Here is a 24,729-nt window from a genome sequence, read left to right on the forward strand (position 1 = left end):
CCCAGCCGCGCGTTCCGCGCGGCGGTTGGGTCAATTGGCGTTCAAGGGCCAAATGGGCTGTGATGTTCCCAATTTCGATGCAGGCAAATCCCAGTGCATTGATGCCTCGCCGACTTTAAGCGCAGGTTTGAGCCGATGACCGGGCCCCCAGCCAGATGCTTCGGTTTCCGTGTTGTAGTCTTTGGGTGTCGGATTGATCGGTGCTGCTTCGGTATCGTCCTTGCCAAGGACAGCCAGAAGTTCAGCTGTGCGGGCAAGGGACAGGTGGGCGTGCATGATGGAACTGCCCGATGCGGCCTCTGACAGGGCGGACAGAACAGCGGCCGCCATCAAATACCCTGTTGCGTGATCAAGGGCCTGAACCGGCAGGGGGGTAGGTTTGTCCGCCTGCGCCCAGCCCATTCCGGTATGGGCGATGCCCGCGCTCATCTGCACAAGGCTGTCAAAACCGCGCCGGGTGGACCATGGCCCCTGCCAGCCATAGGCATCCAGAGTGACCTCGATCCGGTTCGGAGCCAATTCGTCACGTTTGGCGCGCGTCAGGCCCAAAACATCCAATGCGCCCGGTCGATACCCGTGCACAAACACATCCGCTTGTGACAGCAGCTCTTGCAGCCGCTTCATGCCATCGTTTGTTTTCAGGTCCAGATAGGCGCAGTGCTTTCCCAGTGAGATGTCAGGGATCACCCCCGGTTCATCCCAATCAGGCGGGTCGATGCGCAGAACCTCGGCGCCGAAACCGGCCAGCGTGCGGGTCGAGACCGGACCGGCCAGAACACGTGTCAGGTCAAGCACGCGTAATCCCGCCAGGGGCCGTTTGGCGGTCGCGTGCGGCCTGTCGCGCAGCTTGACATAACGCGGCCCCTGCCAACCGATCAGCGGATCGCGTGACACGGCGCGGCCTTGCGGATGTTCCAGCCACTCGGCTCGACTGCGCATCGCAGCGGCAACGCCGCCTTCCGCCACGACGGCAGTTTCCAGATCCGCTATGGACCATGACTTAACGGCAGTTGCCACGGCCTCGCGATCAGGCGGAGTACCAAGAACCTTCAGCGCAGCCGCTCGGTGGCGAGTTAAGTTGGTGTGCAACCTGATCCAGCCGTCCGAGGCTTTATAGTCGCCTGCGACCGCATCCCACAGGCTTGGCATGTCCCAACCGTCTGGTTTGAAAGAATAGCCGAACCAAAGGGACGCCAGCCGGTGATCGACCGTGATCTCAGGTTTAACGGAGAGCAGGTTGAGCGCTTGCATCAACCGGGCCATTTCGTGACCTACCGCCGCAAAGCTGGCTGTGGCCAATTCAGAAACGGCAAAAGCGCTGGGCAGCGCGCCTTCACCCGTTTTGCGATAGCTGTCCGCAGCAGGAAGGGTGGCCAGAAGGCTCATTGCTGATAGGGGTCCAGGCTGTCGCGCAGCCCATCACCGAGGAAGTTGAACGCCAGCACGACCACGATGATCGGTAGCATCGGGATGGCCGTCCACGGGTAGATTTCGATCGAGGCGAGGTTCTGTGCATCATTCAGCATGACACCCCAACTGACCGCAGGTGCCCGCAGACCCAACCCAAGGAAACTAAGCGCTGTTTCCCCCAGGATCATGGCCGGTATCGACAAGGTGGCTGATGCGATCAGGTGCGACATGAAGTTGGGTAGCAGGTGTTTGCGGATCACCCGGCCCGAGCTCGCGCCCATCATTTCAGCCGCGCGCACATATTCTTCCTCACGCAGTGACAGGAACTTGGCCCTAACTGAACGCGCAAGGCCAGGCCAGTCGAGTATGCCCAGGATAATCGAAATGATGAAGAAAACCGCCACAGGGCTCCAGTTCGATGGTACGGCGGCGGACAGCGCCAGCCAGAGTGGCAGTTCCGGCAACGAGCGCAGAATTTCGATGACTCGGTTGATCGTCCAGTCGATGCGCCCGCCGAAATAGCCCGCCATCGAGCCGAACAAGATGCCCAGAAAGAACGACACAGAGATACCGATCAGGCCCACCGTCAACGAAAGCTGAGCGCCATAAAGGATACGACTGAAGATGTCGCGCCCCAGTCGGTCAGATCCCCACAGGAACAGGGTGGCGCCTTCGGGGGCGCAGAACAGATGAGTGTCGGACGGTATGAACCCGGCCAAACGGTACTCTGACCCTTCGCAAAAGAACCTGATGGGACGAGGGTCGTCTGTGTCGGGCACAAATTTCCACTGGAATGTCTCAAGATCCGCTTCGGCGACGATCGGATACACATGGGGCCCGATGAACTCACCCTCATGGAACCAATTTACAGATTGCGGCGGGGCATAGAGGTGTTCGCCATTTCGCTCGTTCGGCCCATAGGGTGCGATAAACCCGGCAAAGGGCAACATCAGATAACAAAACAGCAAGAAAATGCCAGAGATCAGGCCAAGCTTGTGAGTGCGGAACTTGCGCCAGACCAGCACCCAATTTGGCGCGTCCAGATCGGCGCGTTCGAGCTGCTGAACAGACGCTTGCGGATCAAATGGCGCGTCATCGACAAAGCGGTCATCGGGACGATCAGTCATGCTTCGCGCCCCTCATAACGGATGCGCGGATCCAGCATCACCAGCAGAATATCCGAGATCATCGTTCCGATCAGCGTGAGCAAAGCGACGAACATCAGGATGAAGGCCGACAGAAACTGATCCTGCGTTTTCAAAGCCGTCAGCAGGGTCGGGCCAATTGTTTGCAGGCCCAGAACGACGGAAACCAGAACTGAGCCTGATACCATTGACGGAAGCAGGTTGCCGATATCGGCCACGAAAGGGTTAAAGGCCACACGCAGTGGGTATTTGGTCAGCATCCGCGACGGGGCCATACCTTTGGCAATCGCAGTTTCGACATAAGGCTTGCCAAGCTCATCCAGCATATTTGCCCGCAGGCGCTGCATCATGGCCGAGGCCCCAGAGGTGCCGATCACGAAGGTTGGCACGATCAAATGAATGAGGATGGATTTCAGCTTGTCCCAACTCATCGGCTCGCCTTCGAACTTGGGATCCATAAGGCCACCAATGGGCAGGTTGAAATACTGGTGTCCGTAGTAGAACAAGATCAGAGCCAAAAGGAAGTTCGGTGTGGCCAGGCCCAAATATCCAACAAAAGCCGAGGTATAGTCGATCCACGTTCGCGACCGCGCCGCGGCGATAACACCAAGGGGCAAAGCTACGGCATAGACAAACAAGATCGCAGCCAGATTGACGACCACAGTCAACCAAAGCGTATCGCCAACAATTTCTGATACGGGACGGTCAAATTCAAAAGACCAGCCATAGTTTCCTTGAATTAGACCGGAAAACCCGTGCGGTCCGGGCCAGAACCCCATCCAGATCAGGTATTGCTCCCAGATGGGACGATCCAAAGCGTATTCCGTGCGCAGAAACTCGGCCTTGGCGACACCGGCAGATTGCCCCGAGGCCTGAAGCTCGGCGATCTGGTTGCTCAGGTAATCACCGGGCGGCAGGTTGATGATTGTGAAAATCAGGACCGAAACTACCAACAAAGTCAGCAGCATCGTAAAGAACCGATAGACCGCATAGCGCAGCATGACCATTTTGCTGCTCCTGCTCAGTCAGCGAAAAAGAACTCATCCGGGCGATGGATGCCGAAATGCGCGCCTGGTTCCCATGCCCACATAGCCTGTTCCGGTACGTTGCGCAGACGATTCGAGACAACCACCGGCTGCGGCGCGCCGTTCAGGATGCCAATTGCATACAGTTGGTCCGCATGAATTTTCAGCATTTCTGTCCAGGCTGCCGTGCGTTCTTCATCGCTTGTGGCGATTTCCCAATCATGGGCCAGTTCCATCAGACGTTCGGCTTCGGGCATGTCAGGGGCTTCTCCAACTTCACCCTTTGTCTGGTAATATTGACCCCATTTGGGCCAAGCGAGGAACACTTGATCAGTGGGTGCCAGATAAGCTGGTGAAGTGTGAGCCTGCGGGATTCCGTCATCCCATCCAAACCAAACTGAAGCCATCGAGTTGCCCGCAAACACCCGGTTGCGCAGAATGTCGCGGTCCAGTGGACGCATCACCAGTTTGACCCCGATCTCGCGCCAGTTGTCGGTGACGATTTGCAGGGCATTCTCGACCTCTTGCCGTTCACCTGCGGTTTCGATGATCAACTCCATCGGGCGGCCATCGGGCAGCAAACGGATGCCGTTTTTATCGCGCTGCGTCAGACCGGCTTCGTCCAGCAGGGCATTGGCCTGATCAATATCGTATTGCGCCCAGGCCTCGGCGTTCTCTTCATTGTAGAACGGCGAAGCGGGCAGCACTGACATCGCTGCGGGGCGCGCCAGTTTGAAATACAGAGCCTGATTGATGGTCTTGCGGTCGATACTCAGCGACAAGGCACGTCGCACACGAACGTCGCGCAACACGTCGCGCCAGACGTCATCCGCAAAGTTAAGGTTCGGATAGATCGCAACCTGGGACGCTACGCCGGTTTTCCACAGCAGCGTTTTGTAGCCGCCTTGGGCCTCACCTTTTTTAAGGATCGACGCGTCCCGGAAGGCCAATCCGCGACCTTGCAGATCGCTTTCACCTGCGTTGGTCTTGGCGGCGACAAGGCCGGGGGCAACAATCTCCATCTCAACCACGTCGATATAGGGCAACTGTACCCCGTTGCTGTCGATACGGTGGTAGTAGGGGTTGCGCACAAAGTTATGCCTGATCTTCTTGCCCGAGCTTGCGTTTAGCCAAGGTTGCAAAGTCGGCAGTTCGTGGTTGTCGAACTTGTAAAGGTTGTCCAGCTTGTTGTGCAACGCGGCCCAGCTTTTGACCCTTGCATCTTCAACAAGAAAGGCCAGCTCCTCGGGATCGGCGTATTTTTCGTGATACTGTTTGAGGAAGGCGGACGGACGGTAAATAAATGGCGGTCGCGCATTGGCAAGCGTTTGCAGGAAGTCCGGGTTTGGATCCTCCCATTCGAAGATCACCGTGGTTTCATCAGGAAATGTAACCGTTGGTGATTTGCCTTCGACGATCAGAAACTCAAGCGGACCTGAAGGGCTGAGCAGTTCGTTATTGGCAACCTCTTCCCACCAATAGCGGAAATCTTCCGAGGTGAAGGGCGAGCCGTCTGACCATTTGTGCCCTTCCCGCAGTTTCAGCGTGAACTTGCGATTGTCTTCGTTCTCGAACGAGGCCAGCAGATCGGGCACAATTTCATAGTCCTGGTTAAACCCAACAAGGCGGGCATAGCCGTAGACGACCATTTGGCGGATATCTTTCGACCGTGTCACCATCGTACGCAGCGTACCGCCTTGGGTTCCGAATTCGCGGCCTTTGGCGGTCAGATCAACAACCAGCGGTTCCTTGGGAAGACGTTCTTCGATCGGCGGAAGGTTGCCTGCTTCTACTTCAGCGCTCCAGAAGGCGCTTTCCTGAGGAGTAGGAAAGGTTTCTGCCGTGGCGGGCAGCATCCCCGTCAGGGCCAGCATTGCGGCCAGGATCAGGGGGCGAGTGGTCTTAAACATGGCAACGTACCTTATGGCCCGGTTCCAATTCCACCAATGAAGGTATCACGGTGTCCGAGAAACGGAAGGCTTCTTCCCAACTGTCCGGTGCGCCGGCGCCCAATGAAACCATTTGCAGGTCAATTGGACGGTTGATGTCGGGTTCGGGTTGAGCGGCAATCAGCGCCTTGGTGTAAGGGTGACGCGGATTGTAGAATAGCGTTTCGGGCGGTGCCTGTTCGACAATCAGGCCGCGCCGCATAACGGCAACTTCGTCGGCAATCCGGGCGACAACGGCCAGATCGTGCGAGATAAACAGATAGGACAGGTTCAGGCTGTCCTGAAGGTTCTCCAGCAAGGTCAGGATTTGTTCCTGAACCGAGACATCCAGAGCCGATGTGGGTTCGTCACAGACAATCAGTTGCGGGTCCAACATCATGGCACGGGCCACAGAAAGGCGCTGCCGCTGCCCGCCGGAGAAAGCGTGGGGATAGCGTTTCAGCATGTCTTCTGTCAAACCGACACGTTGCAGCATCTCGGCTGCTTTGTCGCGCTGTTCCGCTGCGGTGCCGATCTTGTGGATTTCCAACGGTTCGGTCATCGCGTCCTGAATGCGCATACGCGGACTGAGCGAGCTATAGGGGTCCTGAAAGACCATTTGTGCCTTTCGCTGAAACGCCGTGCGCTGGGCGCGCGTCATGCTGTGCACCGTGATTGGGTCGACGTCAGGTGCAGTGCGGAACAGAACTTCGCCACCAGGGTCGGGCAATTCGGCACCCAATGCGATCCGGGCTGCTGTCGTCTTTCCCGATCCGCTTTCGCCAACAATGGCCAGCGTTTTGCCGCGTGCAAGGTTCAGGTCGACGCCGCGACAGGCATAGATTGCGGTGTCGGCTTGCCACCCCTTGCTGGACCGCATGGTGTAGGTCTTGGACACGTCCTTCATCTGAAGAATCAGATCTTCGTCTGGCATCGGAATACCTACGGCATCCTGATCCGGAATTTCCGGCGCGGCATCGAACAACTGTTTCGTATAAGGATGAGCCGGAGCGGTCAGGATTGGCGCGGCCGGGCCCGACTCCATGATGCGACCCTTGTGCATGACCACGACCTGTTCGGCCATATTGGCGACGACACCCAGGTCATGGGTGACAAGGATCAACGCCATGCCGGTCTCGCGCTGCAATTCCTTGATCAGCCCCAGCACCTGCGCCTGTGTGGTCACATCCAGCGCAGTGGTTGGTTCGTCCGCTATCAGCAGTTCGGGCTTGGATACCATCGCCATTGCGATCATAGCGCGCTGACGCATCCCGCCGGACAATTCAAACGGGTACGAGTCATAAGCGCGCTGGGGGTCGGGGAAACCCACGCGATCAAACTGCCTCAGAACTTCTTTGCGGGCCTCGGCTTCTGAAAGACCACGATGCAGCCACAAGACTTCGCTGACTTGATTGCCGATCTTGTGCAGGGGCGACAGTGAACGCATAGGTTCTTGAAAGATCATCGAAACCCGGTTGCCGCGTATGTTGCGCATCTCGCGCTCCGAGACCGATGTAAGCTCGCACGTACCTTTGGAATCGTTCAGCGTAATTGTGCCGCTGCGGATCTGTGCAGAGCGGGGTAGAATACGCAAAGCGGCCCGACATGTGATTGTTTTGCCCGATCCGGATTCACCCACTAGTGCAAGCGTCTGACCGGCCTCGACGTCGAAGTTCACATCCGTGACCACGGAATTGCCCGTACCAAAGCCAATGCTCAGGTTTCTGACGGACAACAACGCGTTCATGCGGGTTTTCTACCCGTTTGACCAAAAGGTGACATCGGTTAATTCAACTCCCCGTGATTTTTTGCTTAGTGTCGCGCGGTTCCGCCCGACTAGTCAAACCCGTTCTTGGGCTGAAATGTCGCGGAATTGTGAAACTTTGGGCTTCATCGCTACACAAAGTCTTGAGAATTTGTCATCTAGGGCCGCATCGGGCGCATCTATGCTTCCGAATAGTATCAAGGAGATATGTGCTGGTGTCCGAGAATCAAAGCCGCCTGGATCTGTTCATCGACCGCATGGTGTCGCAACGCGCGTGTCTGGATTTTGCGATTGCGCATACGGCGGGCATGAAAGGCCCGGTTTTCGAGTTGGGTTTGGGCAATGGCCGTACCTATCACCATCTTGTGCAGCATATGGATGACCGCCCGGTTTATGTGTTCGAACGCGCGGTGGCTTCTCACCCAGACTCAACCCCACCCGAGGATCGGGTGATTCTGGGGGATGTGCGCGATACGTTGCCTGCATCCGTTGACCGGTTTGGCGCAACAGCGAGCCTTATCCACGCAGACTTGGGCGGGCATAACCGTGAGAAGAACGATAAATTTGCTCGGTTCGTCTCGCCGCTGATTGAACCTTTGCTGGCGCAGGGCGGTCTGATGGTGTCCAGTGATCGCATGTATTTCGACGGGCTGACAGAAATGCCGCTGCCCGAAGGTGCCGTTGAAGGGCGCTGTTTCATTTACCGCCGTTGATCTGAAAGGGGCACCAGCATGATTTTCTACGACTGCTCAACAGCCCCCAACCCCAGGCGAGCCCGCATGTTCATTGCGGAAAAAGGGCTTGAGATCGAGACCCGAGAAGTCTCGATCGCCGAAGGCGCGCAACTGAGCGATAAATTCCGCGCCGTCAATCCGCGCGCCACCGTGCCTGTCCTGGTAACCGATGATGGTACAGTTCTCACCGAGAACATGGGTATTGCCGCTTATCTTGAGGCACGTTTTCCCGAACCGCCTTTGATGGGTCGGACCCCCGATGAAAAAGGTCTGGTTCTGATGTGGAATGCGATCGCCGAACAGCAGGGTGGTTTGCCCATCGCCGAAACGCTGCGCAACAGTCATCCGGCTTTTCGAGACCGCGCTATTCCTGGTCCGTCCAACTATGCCCAAATCCCGGAACTGGCGCAGCGCGGAAAAGACCGTGTGATTCAGTTTTTTGATCTGCTCGAGGCGCGGTTGACCGAAAGCGCATTCATCGCGGGTGACGACTTCACTCTAGCTGACATCTCGACCTTTGTTTTTGTCGATTTCGCGCGTGTGATTAAAACGCGAATCCCTGAAGGCAATACTGCGACGATCGCATGGTTTGAAAGCATCCAGTCGCGTCCTAGCGCCAAGCTTTAGCGACCACCGTTCCAAGGCGCCCATCCCTGCTGGCCTGCACTGTACAGAAATGTCTAGACAGAAATGAACAGTGCCACTAGCGTTTTCCCAGATTTTGTTTTGGGGAGGTTCAGATGAAATCTCAGTATCGCGTTGTTGTCATTGGGGGCGGGGTCGTCGGGGCCTCGGTTCTGTATCATCTGGCCAAGTTTGGCTGGTCGGATGTCGTGATGCTTGAACGGCGGCGGCTTGCGTCGGGCTCTTCGTGGCACGCGGCTGGCGGTATCCACGCGTTGAATGCCGACCCGAATATGGCGTCACTGCAGGCGTATACCATCGACCTGCTCAGTGAAATCGAAAAGGAATCGGGTCAGAATATCGGTTTGCACATGACCGGCGGTCTGACTCTTGCCGGAACGCCCGAACGGTGGGAGTGGTTGCAGGCCAACTACCGAATTTTCCAGTCCATCGGGATTGACGATTGCGAGTTGCTGACCCCGCAAGAGGCCCAGAAACGTTGTCCGATCATGTCCACCGAGGGCGTGCTGGGTGCTATGTGGGCGGATCGTGAAGGGTATATCGACACAACCGGAACAGTGCAGGCTTATGCAACAGCGGCCCGAAAACGCGGTGCTGAGTATTACGAAGAAACCAAAGTCGAGGAACTGATTCAAAGCGATGAAGGTTGGAAGGTTGTGACCGACAAGGGCACGATTACTTGCGAACATGTGGTCAATGCGGCGGGCCTGTGGGCCAAGCAGGTCGGGCGCATGGCTGGCGTCGAATTGCCGGTATCACCGCTTAAGCACCACTATCTGATCACTGACACAGTGCCCGAAGTCGCAGCCGCCGATTTTGAGATGCCGATGACCGTGGACCTGGAAGGATTCACCTATATGCGGCAGGACCAAAAGGGCGTTCTGGTCGGCATTTATGAAGTAGATCACGAGCATTGGGCCATGGACGGCGCGCCGTGGAACTATGGCGAAGAGCTGTTTCAGGAACAGCTTGACCGGATCGAGAACGAATTGACGCTGGGCTTTGAACGTTATCCTTCGATTCAGAATGTCGGCATCAAGACATGGGTGAACGGCGCATTTACCTTTTCGCCCGACGGTAACCCTTTGGTCGGTCCGGTGCCGGGCAAACGTGGCTATTGGTCTGCCTGTGCGGTGATGGCGGGCTTCCTTCAAGGTGGAGGCGTGGGTAAGACCTTGGCCGAATGGATGATCCATGGCGAGCCCGAGGCTGATGCCTGGTCAATGGATGTGGCCCGCTACGGCGACTATGCGCAGAACAAGCGCTATATCCGCGAGACCACGGGTCAGTTCTATTCCCGCCGTTTTGTGATGACCTATCCAAACGAACAACTGCCTGCAGGCCGTCCGCTGAAGATGGCTCCTGCGCATGACGCGATGACCGAGGCTGGCTGCAAATGGGGCGTCAGCTGGGATCTGGAGGTGCCGCTGTATTTCGCACCAAAGGGTTTCGAGGAAACACCAACGCTTAAGCGGTCCAATGCACATGACATCGTGACTGAAGAATGCAAGGCCATCCGTGAAGGCGTGGGCCTGATGGATATCTCGGGCTTTTCTCGGTTTGAAGTGACCGGTCCGAATGCCGAAGCGTGGCTCGACAGGGTGATGGCCTCGAAACTGCCTGCCCCGGGGCGCGCGAAACTGGCCCCGATGCTGGGCAAGGATGGGCGGCTTAAGGGCGATTTGACCGTTTTGAACTGGGGCGACGGCACCTGGTGGATCATGGGCAGCTACTATCTGCGTGCCTGGCACAAGCGCTGGTTTGACGATCATATGATTGACGGTGTCGAACTGCGTGATCTGGGTGAGGAATATTGCGGCTTTGCCGTGGTTGGGCCGAAATCGCAGGCTGTGGTCGAAAAGCTGGCGGAGCAGGATATCTCGGGCTTGAAATTCATGGGCTGCGGCGATTTCGACATCGGCCTTGTTCGTGCTCGCGTGGCGCGCATGTCCGTGACCGGCGAAAAGGGGTACGAGATCAACTGCCGCTATGGCGACCACATCAAACTGCGCCGTATCTTGTTGGAGGCCGGTGCCGAAGAAGGCCTTCGCGAGGTTGGTTTCAACGCCATGGGGTCGACCCGGTTGGAAAAGAGCTTTGGCATTTGGTCAGCGGAGTTCACGCAAGCCTATACACCCGGCATGACTGGCATGGATCGCTGGATCGATTGGGAAAAAGAGTTTGTCGGCAAAGAGGCCGCGCTTGCCGAACGCAATGGCAATGGTCCGGCACAGGTACAGGCGACGTTGGAAATCGATGCTGTGGACGCGGATGCCAGCGGGTACGAGCCGATCTGGGCCAATGGTGAACGCGTTGGTTTCGTAACCTCGGGTGGCTATGGGCATTACACCGGCAAATCGCTAGCGATGGCGCTGATTGACCGCGACAAAGCTGAACCGGGTACTGAACTGTCCGTCCATGTGGTTGGCGTGGAACGGTCGGCACGCGTGGTTGCGCCGTCGCCTTATGACCCGCAAGGCAAAGCGATGCGAGGCTGATCATGACCGCTCAGGACCGAGGACGCAGGCGGCGCGGGCGGGGGGCCGAAGCCGCCCCGCAACCCAGTCGCGATGTGAACTATCGCCAGCTCAAGAACCCTTTCCCGCAAATGGAGGTGTTTCCGGCGGATCAGATCGCCGACATGCATGAGACTGCGTTGCGTACGTTGGAAGAATTGGGCGTAAAATGTCTGCTACCCGAGGCGCGCAAGCTTTTCAAACAAGGTGGTGCGCGCGTGGACGAAGACAGTGAAATGGTCTTCATCGGGCGCGAGATGGTTGGGGCCGCTGTGGCCTCGGCCCCCAAATCTATTGATTGCCGAGCCGGAGCGCGGCGGCGGGATTTCACGCTTGAACTGGGCACTTTGGTCTTTCAACCCGGTGCCGGGGCTCCGAATGCGACCGACCTTGAACGTGGACGTCGCCCCGCGACAGGGCAGGATTATCTGGAGTTTCTGAAGCTCACGCACCATTTCGATGTATTCCAGATGATCTCGCCTCAGGTCGAGCCGCAGGACGTACCAACCCATTTGCGCCACTATTTTACCACGCAAGCGCAGATGGAGCTTACAGACAAGTTCCCGTTCTTTTTCTCGCGCGGCACGCCGCAGGTGATGGATTGCTTTGAGATGCTGTCCACGGCCCGTGGCCTTTCGAGTGATGAATTCCAGGGCAATGCGCATTGTTACACGATCATCAACACCAATAGCCCGCGCACTTTGGATATTCCGATGGCGCAAGGTCTGATCGACTTCGCGCGGCATGGTCAGATGTCGATCATCACGCCGTTTACCCTGATGGGCGCGATGGCTCCGATTACTGTGGCCGGGGCGATCACCTTGTCCCATGCCGAAGCGCTTGCCGCTTTGACCCTGACCCAGCTTGCCAAGCCCGGTGCTCCGGTCTGTTATGGAACGTTTACAAGCAACGTGGATATGAAATCTGGTGCCCCTGCATTCGGGACGCCTTCGCATTTCCAGGCGTCTCTGGCTGCGGGTCAATTGGCGCGGCACCTGGGGTTGCCTTGGCGGTCGGCAGCAGGATCAGCGTCAAACATCAACGATGTGCAGGCCGCGAACGAGAACCAGTTTGGCCTTTGGGGCTGCCTGATGGCCGGGGCAACCGTGATCATCCATTCCGCAGGTTGGCTGGAGGGTGGCCTGACCGTATCCTTCGAAAAACTGGTCTGCGATGCCGAGGTCCTGAACATGGTGGCCGAACTTTGCGCGGGTGCACAGGCAGGCGCGGCAGAGATCGGATATGATACGGCCTTGCGTGAGGTCGAACCCAGTGGACATTTCTTTGCCTCAAGCCAGACGATGGAGCGGTACAATACCGAGTTCTATCAACCGCATCTTCATGACTATGCCAACTTTGGCACCTGGACCGAACGTGGGGCGGTTGATGCGAATAATCGGGCTACTGACGTTTGGAAAGGCATCCTGAGCGACTTCAAAGCACCAAGTACTGACAGTGACCGCTTGGGTGCCATGCACGACTTTATTGCGCGTCGGACTGCCGAGGGCGGCGCGCCGCCGGAGAGTTGAATGAATACAAAACCTGTCCTTCACCGCGATGATCCCAAGGCTGAACCCTTGATCGGCAACGTCAAGGTCACGCGTGACGATTGGTTGAATGTGGCAATGGACGTGCTGATTTCGGACGGGATAGATCAAATTAAGGTTCTGAATCTTGCTGAGCGGATGGCTGTATCGCGCTCATCCTTTTATTGGTACTTCAAATCTCGGCAAGAACTGATGGATGCGCTGCTTGCCCGCTGGCAAGCCACCAATACGGCAGCATTGATCAAGCAGGCGGAGGCCCCGGCTGAGACAATCACAGCAGCTGTCTGCAACGTGCATCGTTGTGTGGTAAACAGCGAGTTGTTCGACACTGCGCTGGACTTTGCCGTACGTGACTGGGCGCGTAAATCCGGCAAGGTGCGGCGTGCGCTGGACCAATCCGACGCGCGTCGCCTTGCGGCACTGCACGCAATGTTTGCCCGCTACGGCTATTCCGAGATCGAGGCCGAAACTCGAGCGCGGGTACTGTATTACATGCAGATTGGCTATGACCTGGCACAAATGAACGAACCAATTGAGATGCGGATCTCGCTATTGGCGCACTACCTCTACACGTTTACCGGCGTTGAGCCAAAGCCAGAAGAAGTTGAAGAATTCAGCGCATATACAATGCGTTATTGGAAAGGAGACTTGAAATGAGTCAACCAGACGCAATCATCATTGGCACGGGTGTGATCGGCGCGGCCATTGCGTTCGAGATGTCGAAGGCGGGGTGGAAAACCCTGTCTTTAGACCGCAATTCTCAGGTTGGTCACGGCTCAACCGCCGGGTCTTGTGCAATAATCCGAATGCATTATTCGACCTTTGACGGAACGGCCTTTGCCTGGGAAGGCTACCATTACTGGCGCGACTGGGCCGACTATTTGGGTCTGCCCGAAGATGCCAATCTGGCCCAGTTCCGGGAAACCGGTTGTCTGGTCATGAAGACCGAGGCGAACGGTATGTTGGAAAAGCACATGCGCAATTCGTCGGATTTGGACTGCCCCTTCGAGGAATGGTCGGCTGAGAAAGTGGTGGAGCGCCTGCCGGTTTATTCGCTGGACAGTTTTGCCCCGGCGCGCCGTATGGATGATCCCGAGTTTGGCCAGTCCAACGGGCGGAAGATGACCGGGGGTGTATATTGGCCGCAAGCGGGGTATGTCACCGACCCGGCCTTGTCTGCGCAGAACCTGATGGATGCCGCGAAGCAGCATGGGGCCGAGATGCGCACCGGCGCTGAAGTTGCTGAAATCCTGACCGAGGGCGGGCGCGTTTCCGGCGTCAAACTGGCCTCGGGCGAGGAAATCCACGCCAAGGTCGTCGTCAACGTTGCGGGGCCGGGTTCGGCGATCATCAACGAGATGGCCGGTGTTCTGGACGACATGACCATCAAAACCCGACCCTTGCGGCAAGAGGTGGTACATGTTCCGGCACCAGAAGGGTTCGACTTTGAAAATGACGGAACCATCGTCTCGGACAGCGACATCGCCTGTTATTGTCGCCCGGAACATGGAAACCATATCCTTGTCGGATCAGAAGACCCGGAATGTGATCCGCATCAGTGGTGCGAGGACGATGTGAACTATAACCGTGAGTTCACTGACCAATGGACCACGCAGGCGATGCGCTATGCGCAACGTGTCCCCAGTCTTGGCATCCCGTCGAAAACGCGGGGCGTTGTTGACCTGTATGATGCGTCCACCGACTGGATTCCGATCTATGACAAATCCAGCCTGCCGGGGTTCTACATGGCCTGCGGTTCCAGCGGGAACCAATACAAAAACGCGCCGATTGCGGGTAAGATGATGACGGCTCTGATCTCGTATTGCGAGGGTGGTGCCGACCATGACGCAGAACCGTTGCAGTTCGAACTGCCCTATATCAAGCGGAGCATCGATGTCGGCTTTTATTCGCGCAAACGTCCGATCAACGAAGAAAGTAGTTTCTCGGTGCTGGGCTAGTCACGGCCTGTAAACGATCTACGTCTTGCGGGGCTGGCAAAGAGGGTGGCCCCGCTATGACCGACCGACAAACCAAAGTTCTGATTCTGGGCAGTGCTCCTTCGGCCTTAGAAGCGAGGGCTTGGTCGCGCCAGCCCTTCACGCATATTGTCGCCATCAACAACGCGTGGCGCATTCGAGAGGACTGGGACTACTTAATCCATCCCGAAGATTTTCCGACTGACAGATGTCCGAAGGACGTTACCAAAGCGCAAAGCATCGTCACTGCGCAAGACTATGTGCCCAAGCAGAACGAATATGGCGGGTTCGTCTACGCGGGCGGCACGATGGCTTTTACAGCCGGGTATTGGGCGCTGGCGGCTCTGAATCCGGATGTATTGGCGTTTTTTGGATGCGACATGATGTATTCGGGTTCTGGCAAGACCCATTTTTACGGAACCGGGGCCGCGGACCCGTTGCGGGACGATGTGACTCTGCGATCGCTCGAAGCTAAATCTGCGCGTCTGGCTCTTTTTGCAGCCAAACAGGGGTGCAGAGCAGTTCGGTTGTCCAACGGGCCCAGCCGATTGGTCTTTTCCTCAACCAGCCGGTCTAATCTGTCCGCGTCACCACTTATTGACACATTAGGAATGGGTCCAGCACGCCAAATAGAACACGATCTGGGCTATTACGTCGACTCAGGTCGGTATTGGGAGGTCGAAGAAAGATTCGATCCCGAAAAGATCGACGCATTGGATCGAATGTGGCTTCGGGCGTACAGAATGGGTGCGTTGAAAGAGGCGGCGTAACCTATTCAGGCTGCTGCAAAGCTAACCCACGCCCAGACCATCGCCACATATGTCAGGTTGTGCATCAACTGATCCAACCCGGCCGCGCGCCAAAAGGCGGCTTGCGAAGGTTCCAGCTGGTTTTTGTCAGAATAGCTGGCTTTGACGAAATCGATGTTGAAGTGGATTATCCATTCAAGCGCTGCGACAATCAGAATAAACGCCAAAGGTGCGCCAAAAACCAAGAACACAATAATAGAGCCTGCAACATGTACTGCTGCATGCTGTGCACGTCCCCAATGAAAATACTCACCGCGTCCAGAGAGCATTTTCGGTGTCTGGAGGTAAAAGTCAGCGAACATGTGCTTTACAAGCAATAAGCAAAGCATAACGAACACTGCGCCAAAACTGGCAGCCAAAAGAACCCTCCCGATCTCGTCCTGCTGACCACTCTAGGCAATTAGATGGGCATACGTAAATGAACTAGTTCACATAAGCTTAAGAATTCGCACAATCGGGAAAAAAATTGCCAATTATGTCTGGATGGCATTAGAGTCATGCTGTTGAATTTGCGTGGATAACATCTGAACCGCGTCGTCGGTCAGCAGCAGGGGCAGGTTCCATAGAACGCACGATTTTCCGCTTTATCTGGAAGTACTCCAAACGCGACCAGCTGATCTTGTTGGCTGTGACAGCGACATTGTTCCCGCTGCTTTACCTGACGTTGGAACTGCCTAAGCGCATTATCAATGATGCGATTGGTGCACCCAACCCAGAAGTAACCATCTGGGGCTATACGATGTCGCAGACGAATTTTCTGGTTATTCTATGCTTTGCGTTTTTAGCGGCCGTATTGGGGCATGGCCTGATGAAAATGCGCATCAACACCATGAAAGGTGTGCTGAGCGAGCGGATGCTGCGGCGCTTTCGGTATCAGTTGATCAGCCGTGCGTTGCGATTTCCACAACCCTATTTCGAACGCGTCAGCCAGGGCGAGATGGTGTCGATGATCACCGCCGAAAGCGAGCCGATGGGCGGGTTGATGGGGGATGCGATCAGCCAGCCTGTATTGCAGGCGGGTCAGATGATCACGATCCTTGCCTTTTTGTTCCTGCAAAGCTTTTGGTTCGGCTTGGCCGCGGTGGCACTGATTCCGGTACAAGCCTGGCTGATCCCCAAACTGCAACGCCAAATCAACCTGCTGAACAAAAAGCGTATTCAAGAAGTGCGGGTGCTTGCGGCCCAAATCGGTGAAAACGCTGCAGGGGCTTCGACGCTGCGCGCCAATGGTGGCTGGCGTTATCGCCGGGCGATGATCTCTGATCAGTTGGGGCGGTTGTTCGGCATCCGGTTCGAGATCTACCAGAAGAAGTTTTTTATGAAATTCATAAACAACTTCATCTCTCAATTGACGCCATTCATGTTCTATCTGATCGGCGGTCTGCTGGTGCTGCAAGGCTCGGTCTCGCTGGGGGCGCTGGTTGCAGCGCTTGCGGCCTACAAAGATCTGAGCTCACCTTGGAAAGAGCTTTTGACCTACTACAACCAGACACAGGACATGTCTTTGCGTTGGGACGTGGTGATTGACCGCTTTGCGCCCAGCGGAATGCAGGACGAAGCCTTGTTTGAGGGCGAAGCTGACGCACGCCCCAATCTGAACGATGATATTGTGCTGGATCATGTTTCGGTTCGGGACATGGACGGCAATCAGGTGTTGGACGATCTGAACCTCAGCTTTCCGGGCGGCAAGACGATCGGCATTTCCGCCCCCAGCGAGGAAGACCGCCGTGCCATCGCCGAACTTTTGACGCGTGAAATCTTGCCCAGTGGTGGCAAGGTGCGTATCGGGGATGTGAACCTGGCCGAACTGCATCAGGGCGTTGTGGCCTCACGTATAGGTTATGCTACGTCCCGCCCTGTGATGTTTCAGGGCACTTTGGGCGACAACGTAATGATGCCTATGCGGTTCAGACCGTTGTCAGAGAGCGCAGATGACCCCGATTTTCGCGAAACCCTGCGGGCAGGAAACAGTTCCGACCCGTTCAAGGTGGATTGGCTTGATCCGTCTTTGGCAGGGCTTCCGGACGCGGCGGCCTTGCGCGATTGGTGGTTGCAGCTGATCGACGGGATGGGGTCTGGTGCGGCCCTGTTCCAGCGTGGTGCAGAACAAAGCTTTAACGCCGCTGAGCATTGCGAACTGGCTCAGAAACTGGTCGAGTTGCGTCCAATTGTGCGCAAAGCCGTTCAGGACGCGGGTCTGGAACAACAGGCGTTGATCTTCGACCGCAATCTGTACAACCCCGCCCTGCCTGTTGCCGAGAATCTTCTGTTTGCCACGCCCTGCGTTCCGGTGACACACGCTTTGCTGGTAGAACAGACGGTCTTTCTGGGCCAGCTGCGAGAGTTGGGGCTGGATGAAACGCTGATCGCATTGACCCGCGACGTGATCGAGATGTTGCGCCAGATTTTTGGTTTGGACGGTACGGATCACCCGTTGTTCCGCAAGCTCGGGTTGGATGCAAAGACCTATGAGGCTGCGGTCGAACTGGTTGAGCAGACCCGCAAAGAAGGCTCGGCCGGGTTGGACGATGCACAGTTGGCAAATATGCTGGCTGTGCCGTTTGTTATTTCGGCGGAACAGATCGGCCCAGCTTTCACCGATGAGCTGAAGGACCGGATTCTCGAACTTCGACACAGCCACTCTGAGAAGCTGATGGAACGTCTGAAGGATGTTTTTGTTCCGCTGGACCCGGAGGTATACGCACCCGGTCTGACAGTCATGGAAAACGCGCTTTTTGGTAAAGTCAGTCAGATTGGCGGGGCCCGTTCCGATGAGGCGCGCAAGCTGATTGTCGATGTGTTGGCCGAAAACGGTGCGCGGCCATTGGTGACGGAACTGATTTATGACGTGCCGGTGGCCTTGGGTGGTCAGAACCTGCCCGCGGTGTTTGCAGAGCCACTTGCGTTTACGCGCGCAACGATCAAGAAACCGGACGTCCTGATCTTGGAAAACGCCTTGGCCAGTTACGACATGAAAACGCAGGTGGCCGTCTACAAAAAGCTGCGTGAGTTGCTGCCGGAGACTACTGTCATCTACTTGAACGATCAGTTTGAAAACCCCGATGTATTCGACATGTTCGTTGAAATCAGGCAAGGTCGTGTGGTCTCGGACGGAGGGCCGGTAGACGTGGAGGAAGACAGCGCAGCATCGGCAGATCTGGCGCGGAAATTGCGTGCTCTGGAACAGACCCCGTTGTTCTCTGGTCTGGACCGACGTCAGTTGCGCCTGTTGGCCTTTGGTGCTCGCTGGTTTGACGCCGAGCCCGGGCAAGTGGTTTTCCTAAAAGACGACCAGCCAACCGATGGTGCCTATGTTGTGCTTGAGGGTGAGGCCGGATTGTACCTGCCGCAGGATCAAGGGCCGGATCAGTTGATCACCACCGTTGGACCGGGCGCTTTGGTCGGAGAGCTGGGCCTGATCCGCAAAGAGCCGCGCGCGTTGAGTATGGTGGCAGAAACTCAGCTGTCTTGTCTGCGGATTGGCGAAGAGGAATTCCTTGCCGTCGTCGAGAATGACGCTGCAACCGCCTTCAAGCTGCTTCAGGTGATTGCAGGCTACGTTTCAAGCTAGGGGATCAGGTGTCTTCTGCGCAGAACAGTTTGTAGAGCAGGCCGATCACTTGTTCCGTGTTCCCATCACGCAAGGAATAGTAGACCGTCTTGCCCTCTCTGCGGGTTGAGACAAGCCCTTCTTCACGCAGGCGGGCCAGCATCTGGCTAACAGCGGCTTGACGCAGCTCAAGCAGATTCTCAAGCTGACCCACGGATTTCTCTCCGTCCCCAAGGTGGCACAGGATCATCAGCCGTCCCTCATGGGCCAGTGTTTTAAGGTAGGCAGCCGCGCGGGCGGCATTGTCTTTCATGTCCGGCAGAGTGTCCGTGCTGCGCGCCTGAGGATCGGTTTCTTTGAGTTCCACGTTGTGACCGTTGTTCCGCTTTTTATCGGAACAATATGCCCTAAACACACTGGTGTTGTCACCCCTCGGTTGCCGGTGCGCCGCCTTGAAAAGCGTTGCCGTTGGCGTAATCGCAGGGGTCCTCCTGCATTTGCAAGTGCAGGTCGCGGCCCTCATAGGGATGCGCGCGGGCCAGGGCTTCGTCAACGTCGATCCCAAGGCCAGGCGCTGTTGGCGCGGTTACGAACCCGTCCTCGACCCGAACAGACCCTTTGATCAGTTGGTCATGGAACGGTGTTTCGATGCTTTCCAGCAACAGCAAATTAGGGATCGACGCAGCCAGATGGATATTAGCCGCCCATTCCACCGGCCCTGCATAGAGATGCGGTGCCATCTGAGCGTTGAAGACCTCAGCCATTGCGGCAACTTTCTTCATCTCCCAGATCCCGCCCGCGCGTCCCAACGCCGGTTGCAGGATTTCCGCGGCCCCGGCGCGCAAAACGGCACCGAATTCGGCCTTGGTTGTCATGCGTTCTCCGGTGGCGACGGGTATGCGGACATTGCGGGCGACGCGAGCCATGTCTTCGATCATGTCCGGCGGCGTGGGTTCTTCGAACCAAAGCGGATGATAAGGTTCCAACGCTTGCCCCAGCCGAATGGCCCCGGCGGTGTTGAATTGACCATGCGTGCCGAATAGCAGATCGGCCTTGTCGCCCACGGCTTCGCGGATCGCCTTGCAGAAAGCGACCGACATGGAAATGTCGCTCATGGCGGGCATGTGGCCTCCCCGGATCGTATAAGGGCCTGCCGGGTCGAATTTGACGGCAGTATAGCCACGCTGCACCATTGCAGCAGCCGTTTCGCCGGCCTGTTCAGGAGAAGTCCAGAAATCAGTCAGATTATGCTGGGGCAGGGGATAAAGATACGTATAGGCACGGATTCGGGCGTTCATTTTTCCACCCAGCAAAGCATAGACGGGGCGGTCGCGATCCTTGCCCAGAATATCCCAGCAGGCGATCTCCAACCCTGAAAACGCGCCCATTACGGTCAGGTCTGGTCGCTGGGTGAAGCCGCTGGAATATGCACGGCGGAACATCAGCTCGATGTTTTCGGGGTTTTCACCCTGCATATGCCGTTCGAACACGTCCTGAATGACATGGCGCATCGCCTCTGGCCCGACGGAGGAGGCATAGCATTCGCCCCAGCCGGTGATGCCAGTATCGGTCGTCACCTTAACCAATACCCAATATCGCCCACCCCAACCCGGCGCCGGTGGGGCGGTGACGATAATGTCGAGATCCTGCAGTTTCATCCCAAATCCTCTCGGTGGGTCAGGTCCTGTCGAACAGGATCACATTGCGCTTGGCTGATCCGGTTTTGGTGTCGGCGATGGCTTCGTTGATCTGATCAAGGGACCAACGACCCGAGATCAACTCGTCCAGCTTCAGCCGCCCTTGTTCGTACAGATCCACCATCCACGGAATATCGCGCTGGATCACCACGTCGCCCATCTTCGACCCAACAACGCCCTGACCCAGAGCCGCCAGAACGACGGGCTCATAACTGGCCATGTCACCCGAATGCGGCATTCCGATCATGATCGCCTTGCCACCACGTCCAAGATAGCGCGGTGCCTGATCATAGGCGGGAATCGCACCAACCGTGATCAGAACCGCATCCGCACCACGCCCGCCTAACGCCTTGTAAGCGGCCTTCCACGGCTGGTCCAAACTGGCCAACACGCCGTGGGTTGCGCCGAATTCCTTGGCGATCTCAAGCTTTTCTTCGGTCGTATCCACGGCCACGATTCGCCGCGCGCCTGCAATCCGCGCGCCCTGAATGGCGTTCAGACCAACGCCGCCTGCGCCGATCACCACGACATCCCGACCGGGGCGCAAATCAGCTGCGTTCACAGCAGCTCCAACCCCGGTGATGACCCCGCATGAGAGCAGGCTGGCCAGATCCTTGGGCAGAGTTTCTGGAATTTTGACGATCTGACGGTGGCTCACCACAACCTTTTCGGCAAAGGCACCACAGGCCATGGCCTGTTCGAGTGGACCGCCATCACCGGTCTTCAACGGACCTTTGACCGTATCGTATGGTGTTCCGCAGATTGTCGGTTTTCCGCCCGCACAGCTGGGGCACGTTCCACAGGCACGGATCAGCGTTACAACCACAGGGTCGCCGATTTTGAAATCCCCGGCGGCTTCACCAACGGCGCTGATAACGCCTGCGGCTTCGTGGCCATAAACGGCTGGCAGGAACCCACCCCATGCCCCTTCGGCGTAGGATATGTCCGAATGGCAGATGGCCACGGCGTCTAGTGTTACCTCGACTTCGCCCGTGCCGGGGGGCGCAAGTTGAACTTCTTCGATCACCAAGGGTTCGCCAAAAGCTCGGCAGACTGCGGCTTTGATTGTTTGCATGTTGTCACTCTCTCCCGTTGGGTTCACGGTGGCGCGGGAAATGACGTCTCGCAAGGCGGAAACCGCCATTTGGATGTCGTTGTTACGCAACGACAGGGCGGGACCGGCGAAACAACAAGAAACCTGCCAGCATTAGTACCAGCGCTAATAGAAACGGTGCGCCGGGCAGGTAGAGTGGCGTGTCGGGCCGGATGAACTGCGCGAAAATCGAAGTCATAAGCAAAGGCGAGATCACCATCGACAGCGCGTGCAGCGCCGTCAGAACGCCCTGCAATTCGCCTTGCTGCGAATCGGGCGTGGCCTTGGACATCATGGCCTGAAGAGCAGGTGTGATGACCGCCCCGATGGCAGTTATTGGAATGAGAAGCAGCGCGATGAGGCCGTTGGTGAGGAAGGCCAGAAATGCGAAGCTAATGATCTCAAAACCCATTCCGTAGATGATTGTGCCCCTCTCGCCCAGAAACCGGATGGCAGGCCGGATCAATCCGCCCTGCACAATGGCCATGCCTATACCGTAGACACCCAGGGACAGGCCAATCATCTGTGGCGACCATCCGAATCGCTCGGTCGTGAAATAGGACCAGATAGCGGGGTAGACGTAGATGGATACTGAATACAGGAAATACACCCAAAGCAGCGGCCGGATACCGGGCAAAGAAGCGATGGCGTTCAGCGAATTGAGAGGGTTTGCGCGTTTCAGGCTGAAGGCGCGTCGGGTCTTGTCGGTTACGGTCTCGGGCATCACGAAGAAACCGATGCAAAAGGTCAACGCCGCCAAACCGGCAGCGGCCCAAAACGGCGCGCGCGTGCCGTATTCACTGAGCAATCCGCCAATGACGGGCCCAAGGACGAAGCCCATGCCAAAAGCGGCACCCAGCAGGCCAAAGTTTGCAGCCTTATCCTTGGGCTCGGACACATCCGCCATAAACGCCGCAGCGGTGGCATGCGTGGCAGCAGTTATACCGCCTACGATCCGACCGATCAGCAACAGCCAAATGCTGCCCGCAACAGCCATCACGACATAGTCCAGCGCCATAACAAACAGGGACACCAGAAGGACGGTTCTGCGTCCGTACGCGTCTGACAGGTTTCCAAGTATGGGCCCAAAGATAAACTGCATCGCGGCAAAGGCTGTGCTCAGCACGCCGCCCCAGATCGCTGCATTGGCGAGCGAGCCGCCCTGAACCTCGACGATCAGTTCCGGCATGATCGGCATCACCAGACCGATGCCCATGGCGTCGATCATGACAATGCTGAGGATGAAGAAAAACGGCAGACGCATAGGACCCGGCAAGTGATCTGTTCAACGCACCCTAAGCACAGATGATAACCGAGAAAAGCGAGAGTTGATTGCGGGTCGAATTGCCGTTGCGACAGGTCAGGGCAGTTTGTCTGCCAGTTCTGACAGGATTTGCGCAAGCTCGCGCGGGTGCGAGAAGAACGGGGAATGCGAACTGTCGATGGTGCGGCGCATATCTTCGGGGATAAGGGCGCTCATAGTTGCTTGGTATTCGGGTGGTATAGTGTGATCGTCCGTGGTGCGGATATACGCCTTGGGCACATTGTCGAAATTCGCACCGGTCGGAAGGGGCGTTTCTTGTGGACGAATGGCCTGAGGGCAAAGGCGCGCATAGGCGTAAGGCAGGATGTCGTCGGGGCAATCATGGTAGAACAGCTGGGGAATAGCCTCGGCAGATACAGTGTATGACAGCCCGTCGGTGGATTTTTCGACCGCATGGGCGATGGTCTGCCTTGGGCCAAGCCTGCGCATATCTGCCATGGTCAGGCCGTCTTTGGGCACATAGGCGCACAGATAGATCAGCGCGCGCATGGCATCGGGTTGCGCTTCGGCGGCGGCGCTGATCGGGTAGCCGCCCCAGGAATGGCCAACGAGGATTGTATCTGATGTGCTGGCATGCAGCACGGCGTCGCGGCAACTGTCCAGCGTGACCTCGGCTACGGGCGTGGGGTCCGCACCATGGCTGGGCATGTCGATGGCTTTGGCAGAATGCCCCAGAGTTTCAAGCGCGGGTATCAGGTCGCGCCAGCACCATGCACCGTGGCAAGAGCCGTGGACCAACAGGAAAGACGCCATTGCCGTTCTCCTTCAGATATGTCCGATTTCGGTCAGAAAATCAGTCAGGATCTCTGCATATTCCGCTGGCTTTTCAACGCAGGGCAAATGCCCTGCCCGGCGGATCAGCCGGAACCGGGATCCCGGGATCAGATCGACGGTCTCTCGCACCAGATCGGGGGGCGTCGATCCGTCTTCGCTGCCTGCAATGCCCAAGGTCGGGAGGCGCAGCCCACTCGTTGGGGTATAGAAATCGGTGCCTGCAATGGCCGAGCAGCAGCCCAGATACCCTTCAGCCGGTTGGCCCACCATCATGTCGCGCCAAGGCAGGTGGTTTTGTGCGGCGCGGAAATCACGCGAAAACCAACGTTCCATCGTTGCGTCGGCCAATGCTTCGATCCCGTCCTTGCGCACGGCCTTGATCCGATCCTGCCAGACCGAAGGGGTGGCAATTTTGGCGGCAGTGTTTGATAGAACCAGACCACGAATCTGGTCCATGCGTTTGACGGCAAGCCCTTGTGCAATCATCCCGCCAATGGACAGACCAACGAAGACGCAATCGCGGACCTGCAGGTGATCCAGCAATGCCTCTGCATCGCGTATCAATGCGCCCATCGAATACGGCGCAGGCGGCACCGAGGACCGCCCGTGACCACGTTTGTCGTATCGGATGATGCGCAGCTCTGCTGGCAGATGTGGCAGTACAGCGTCCCACAAGTGCAGGTTGGTTCCTAGGGAATTGGCAAAGACTAACGGCGCACCGTCTGTTGGGCCGTCGATGCGGTAATTCAATTTCACGTCGCCCAGATCAGCGATCTTCATGACTGGCTTCC

At 57.1% G+C, this 24,729-nt stretch carries 20 protein-coding genes; 8 read left to right on the forward strand and 12 right to left on the reverse strand.

The annotated features are described in order from the left end of the window. Positions 1-30 precede the first annotated feature (30 nt). Genes I9187_RS02810 through I9187_RS02830 form a run of 5 tightly spaced genes read right to left on the reverse strand, consistent with a single transcriptional unit; the run spans position 31 to position 7,255 of the window. Positions 31-1,386 carry a CoA transferase gene (locus I9187_RS02810; protein ID WP_171181512.1) on the reverse strand — a complete coding sequence of 452 codons (1,356 nt, stop codon included), beginning with the start codon at positions 1,384-1,386 and terminating at the stop codon, positions 31-33. Further along, a complete protein-coding gene (locus tag I9187_RS02815; protein ID WP_171181511.1) occupies positions 1,383-2,537 on the reverse strand; it encodes an ABC transporter permease in 1,155 nt (384 codons plus the stop codon). The genes I9187_RS02810 and I9187_RS02815 overlap by 4 nt, the downstream gene beginning before the upstream one ends. Continuing rightward, positions 2,534-3,562, reverse strand: a complete 1,029-nt coding sequence (locus I9187_RS02820; RefSeq protein WP_171094404.1) for an ABC transporter permease — start codon at positions 3,560-3,562, stop codon at positions 2,534-2,536. The genes I9187_RS02815 and I9187_RS02820 overlap by 4 nt, the downstream gene beginning before the upstream one ends. 14 nt (positions 3,563-3,576) lie before the next feature. Beyond that, positions 3,577-5,454, reverse strand: a complete 1,878-nt coding sequence (locus tag I9187_RS02825; protein WP_245223124.1) for an ABC transporter substrate-binding protein — start codon at positions 5,452-5,454, stop codon at positions 3,577-3,579. 28 nt (positions 5,455-5,482) lie between these two features. After that, positions 5,483-7,255 carry an ABC transporter ATP-binding protein gene (locus I9187_RS02830; protein ID WP_171181506.1) on the reverse strand — a complete coding sequence of 591 codons (1,773 nt, stop codon included), beginning with the start codon at positions 7,253-7,255 and terminating at the stop codon, positions 5,483-5,485. 233 nt (positions 7,256-7,488) lie between these two features. On the opposite strand from I9187_RS02830, the gene I9187_RS02835 reads away from it, so the two are divergent. From I9187_RS02835 to I9187_RS02865, 7 genes are all read left to right on the forward strand, one after another. Further along, positions 7,489-7,986, forward strand: coding sequence for a class I SAM-dependent methyltransferase (locus tag I9187_RS02835; RefSeq protein WP_348540064.1), 498 nt, complete (start codon positions 7,489-7,491; stop codon positions 7,984-7,986). Between the two features lie 18 nt (positions 7,987-8,004). Continuing rightward, positions 8,005-8,634 (forward strand): glutathione S-transferase, encoded by a 630-nt coding sequence (locus tag I9187_RS02840; protein WP_171181504.1) that lies wholly within the window; start codon positions 8,005-8,007, stop codon positions 8,632-8,634. A gap of 113 nt (positions 8,635-8,747) precedes the next feature. Next, positions 8,748-11,150, forward strand: coding sequence for an FAD-dependent oxidoreductase (locus I9187_RS02845; RefSeq protein WP_171721908.1), 2,403 nt, complete (start codon positions 8,748-8,750; stop codon positions 11,148-11,150). Positions 11,151-11,152: 2 nt separating this feature from the next. After that, positions 11,153-12,697, forward strand: a complete 1,545-nt coding sequence (locus tag I9187_RS02850) for a trimethylamine methyltransferase family protein (protein WP_171181500.1) — start codon at positions 11,153-11,155, stop codon at positions 12,695-12,697. After that, positions 12,698-13,372, forward strand: coding sequence for a TetR/AcrR family transcriptional regulator (locus tag I9187_RS02855; RefSeq protein WP_171181497.1), 675 nt, complete (start codon positions 12,698-12,700; stop codon positions 13,370-13,372). Beyond that, entirely contained in the window at positions 13,369-14,673 is a 1,305-nt protein-coding gene (locus tag I9187_RS02860) for an FAD-dependent oxidoreductase (RefSeq protein WP_171181495.1), read from the forward strand. Before I9187_RS02855 ends, I9187_RS02860 begins: the two co-directional genes overlap by 4 nt. Before the next feature lie 56 nt (positions 14,674-14,729). After that, the gene (locus tag I9187_RS02865; protein WP_171181492.1) at positions 14,730-15,461 is read left to right on the forward strand and encodes a hypothetical protein; all 732 of its coding nucleotides are present in this window, start codon (positions 14,730-14,732) and stop codon (positions 15,459-15,461) included. A gap of 5 nt (positions 15,462-15,466) precedes the next feature. On the opposite strand, the gene I9187_RS02870 is transcribed toward I9187_RS02865, so the two are convergent. Then, on the reverse strand, positions 15,467-15,829 hold the full coding sequence (locus I9187_RS02870; RefSeq protein ID WP_171181576.1) for a DUF3307 domain-containing protein: 363 nt from the start codon (positions 15,827-15,829) through the stop codon (positions 15,467-15,469). Between the two features lie 245 nt (positions 15,830-16,074). On the opposite strand from I9187_RS02870, the gene I9187_RS02875 reads away from it, so the two are divergent. After that, positions 16,075-19,071, forward strand: a complete 2,997-nt coding sequence (locus I9187_RS02875) for a cyclic nucleotide-binding domain-containing protein (RefSeq protein WP_171181574.1) — start codon at positions 16,075-16,077, stop codon at positions 19,069-19,071. A 4-nt stretch (positions 19,072-19,075) separates the two neighbouring features. Here I9187_RS02875 and I9187_RS02880 read toward each other — a convergent pair whose 3' ends face one another. The 6 genes from I9187_RS02880 to pcaD form a co-directional block, all read right to left on the reverse strand. Continuing rightward, the gene (locus I9187_RS02880) at positions 19,076-19,363 is read right to left on the reverse strand and encodes a metalloregulator ArsR/SmtB family transcription factor (protein ID WP_171181572.1); all 288 of its coding nucleotides are present in this window, start codon (positions 19,361-19,363) and stop codon (positions 19,076-19,078) included. Between the two features lie 112 nt (positions 19,364-19,475). Beyond that, positions 19,476-20,708 carry a mandelate racemase/muconate lactonizing enzyme family protein gene (locus I9187_RS02885; RefSeq protein WP_171181491.1) on the reverse strand — a complete coding sequence of 411 codons (1,233 nt, stop codon included), beginning with the start codon at positions 20,706-20,708 and terminating at the stop codon, positions 19,476-19,478. A gap of 19 nt (positions 20,709-20,727) precedes the next feature. Continuing rightward, positions 20,728-21,822 (reverse strand): Zn-dependent alcohol dehydrogenase, encoded by a 1,095-nt coding sequence (locus I9187_RS02890; protein ID WP_209940101.1) that lies wholly within the window; start codon positions 21,820-21,822, stop codon positions 20,728-20,730. 82 nt (positions 21,823-21,904) lie between these two features. Then, on the reverse strand, positions 21,905-23,104 hold the full coding sequence (locus I9187_RS02895) for a TCR/Tet family MFS transporter (RefSeq protein ID WP_171181487.1): 1,200 nt from the start codon (positions 23,102-23,104) through the stop codon (positions 21,905-21,907). A gap of 96 nt (positions 23,105-23,200) precedes the next feature. Continuing rightward, positions 23,201-23,917, reverse strand: coding sequence for an alpha/beta fold hydrolase (locus I9187_RS02900; RefSeq protein WP_171181485.1), 717 nt, complete (start codon positions 23,915-23,917; stop codon positions 23,201-23,203). A gap of 12 nt (positions 23,918-23,929) precedes the next feature. Then, the gene (gene pcaD / locus I9187_RS02905; RefSeq protein ID WP_171235377.1) at positions 23,930-24,718 is read right to left on the reverse strand and encodes a 3-oxoadipate enol-lactonase; all 789 of its coding nucleotides are present in this window, start codon (positions 24,716-24,718) and stop codon (positions 23,930-23,932) included. Positions 24,719-24,729: the final 11 nt, after the last annotated feature.

It is taken from the genome of Ruegeria sp. HKCCE4148 (genome assembly GCF_017872495.1).
GTDB lineage: Bacteria > Pseudomonadota > Alphaproteobacteria > Rhodobacterales > Rhodobacteraceae > Ruegeria.

Coding starts and splice junctions, on each gene's coding strand:
- I9187_RS02820 (WP_171094404.1), bottom strand. CDS start 3,562: ATGGTCATGCTGCGCTATGCGGTCTATCGGTTCTTTACGATGCTGCTG.
- I9187_RS02870 (WP_171181576.1), bottom strand. CDS start 15,829: ATGCTTTGCTTATTGCTTGTAAAGCACATGTTCGCTGACTTTTACCTC.
- pcaD (WP_171235377.1), bottom strand. CDS start 24,718: ATGAAGATCGCTGATCTGGGCGACGTGAAATTGAATTACCGCATCGAC.
- I9187_RS02815 (WP_171181511.1), bottom strand. CDS start 2,537: ATGACTGATCGTCCCGATGACCGCTTTGTCGATGACGCGCCATTTGAT.
- I9187_RS02885 (WP_171181491.1), bottom strand. CDS start 20,708: ATGAAACTGCAGGATCTCGACATTATCGTCACCGCCCCACCGGCGCCG.
- I9187_RS02830 (WP_171181506.1), bottom strand. CDS start 7,255: ATGAACGCGTTGTTGTCCGTCAGAAACCTGAGCATTGGCTTTGGTACG.
- I9187_RS02880 (WP_171181572.1), bottom strand. CDS start 19,363: ATGAAAGACAATGCCGCCCGCGCGGCTGCCTACCTTAAAACACTGGCC.
- I9187_RS02825 (WP_245223124.1), bottom strand. CDS start 5,454: ATGCTGGCCCTGACGGGGATGCTGCCCGCCACGGCAGAAACCTTTCCT.
- I9187_RS02900 (WP_171181485.1), bottom strand. CDS start 23,917: ATGGCGTCTTTCCTGTTGGTCCACGGCTCTTGCCACGGTGCATGGTGC.
- I9187_RS02855 (WP_171181497.1), top strand. CDS start 12,698: ATGAATACAAAACCTGTCCTTCACCGCGATGATCCCAAGGCTGAACCC.
- I9187_RS02890 (WP_209940101.1), bottom strand. CDS start 21,822: ATGCAAACAATCAAAGCCGCAGTCTGCCGAGCTTTTGGCGAACCCTTG.
- I9187_RS02845 (WP_171721908.1), top strand. CDS start 8,748: ATGAAATCTCAGTATCGCGTTGTTGTCATTGGGGGCGGGGTCGTCGGG.
- I9187_RS02840 (WP_171181504.1), top strand. CDS start 8,005: ATGATTTTCTACGACTGCTCAACAGCCCCCAACCCCAGGCGAGCCCGC.
- I9187_RS02895 (WP_171181487.1), bottom strand. CDS start 23,104: ATGCGTCTGCCGTTTTTCTTCATCCTCAGCATTGTCATGATCGACGCC.
- I9187_RS02810 (WP_171181512.1), bottom strand. CDS start 1,386: ATGAGCCTTCTGGCCACCCTTCCTGCTGCGGACAGCTATCGCAAAACG.
- I9187_RS02865 (WP_171181492.1), top strand. CDS start 14,730: ATGACCGACCGACAAACCAAAGTTCTGATTCTGGGCAGTGCTCCTTCG.
- I9187_RS02850 (WP_171181500.1), top strand. CDS start 11,153: ATGACCGCTCAGGACCGAGGACGCAGGCGGCGCGGGCGGGGGGCCGAA.
- I9187_RS02860 (WP_171181495.1), top strand. CDS start 13,369: ATGAGTCAACCAGACGCAATCATCATTGGCACGGGTGTGATCGGCGCG.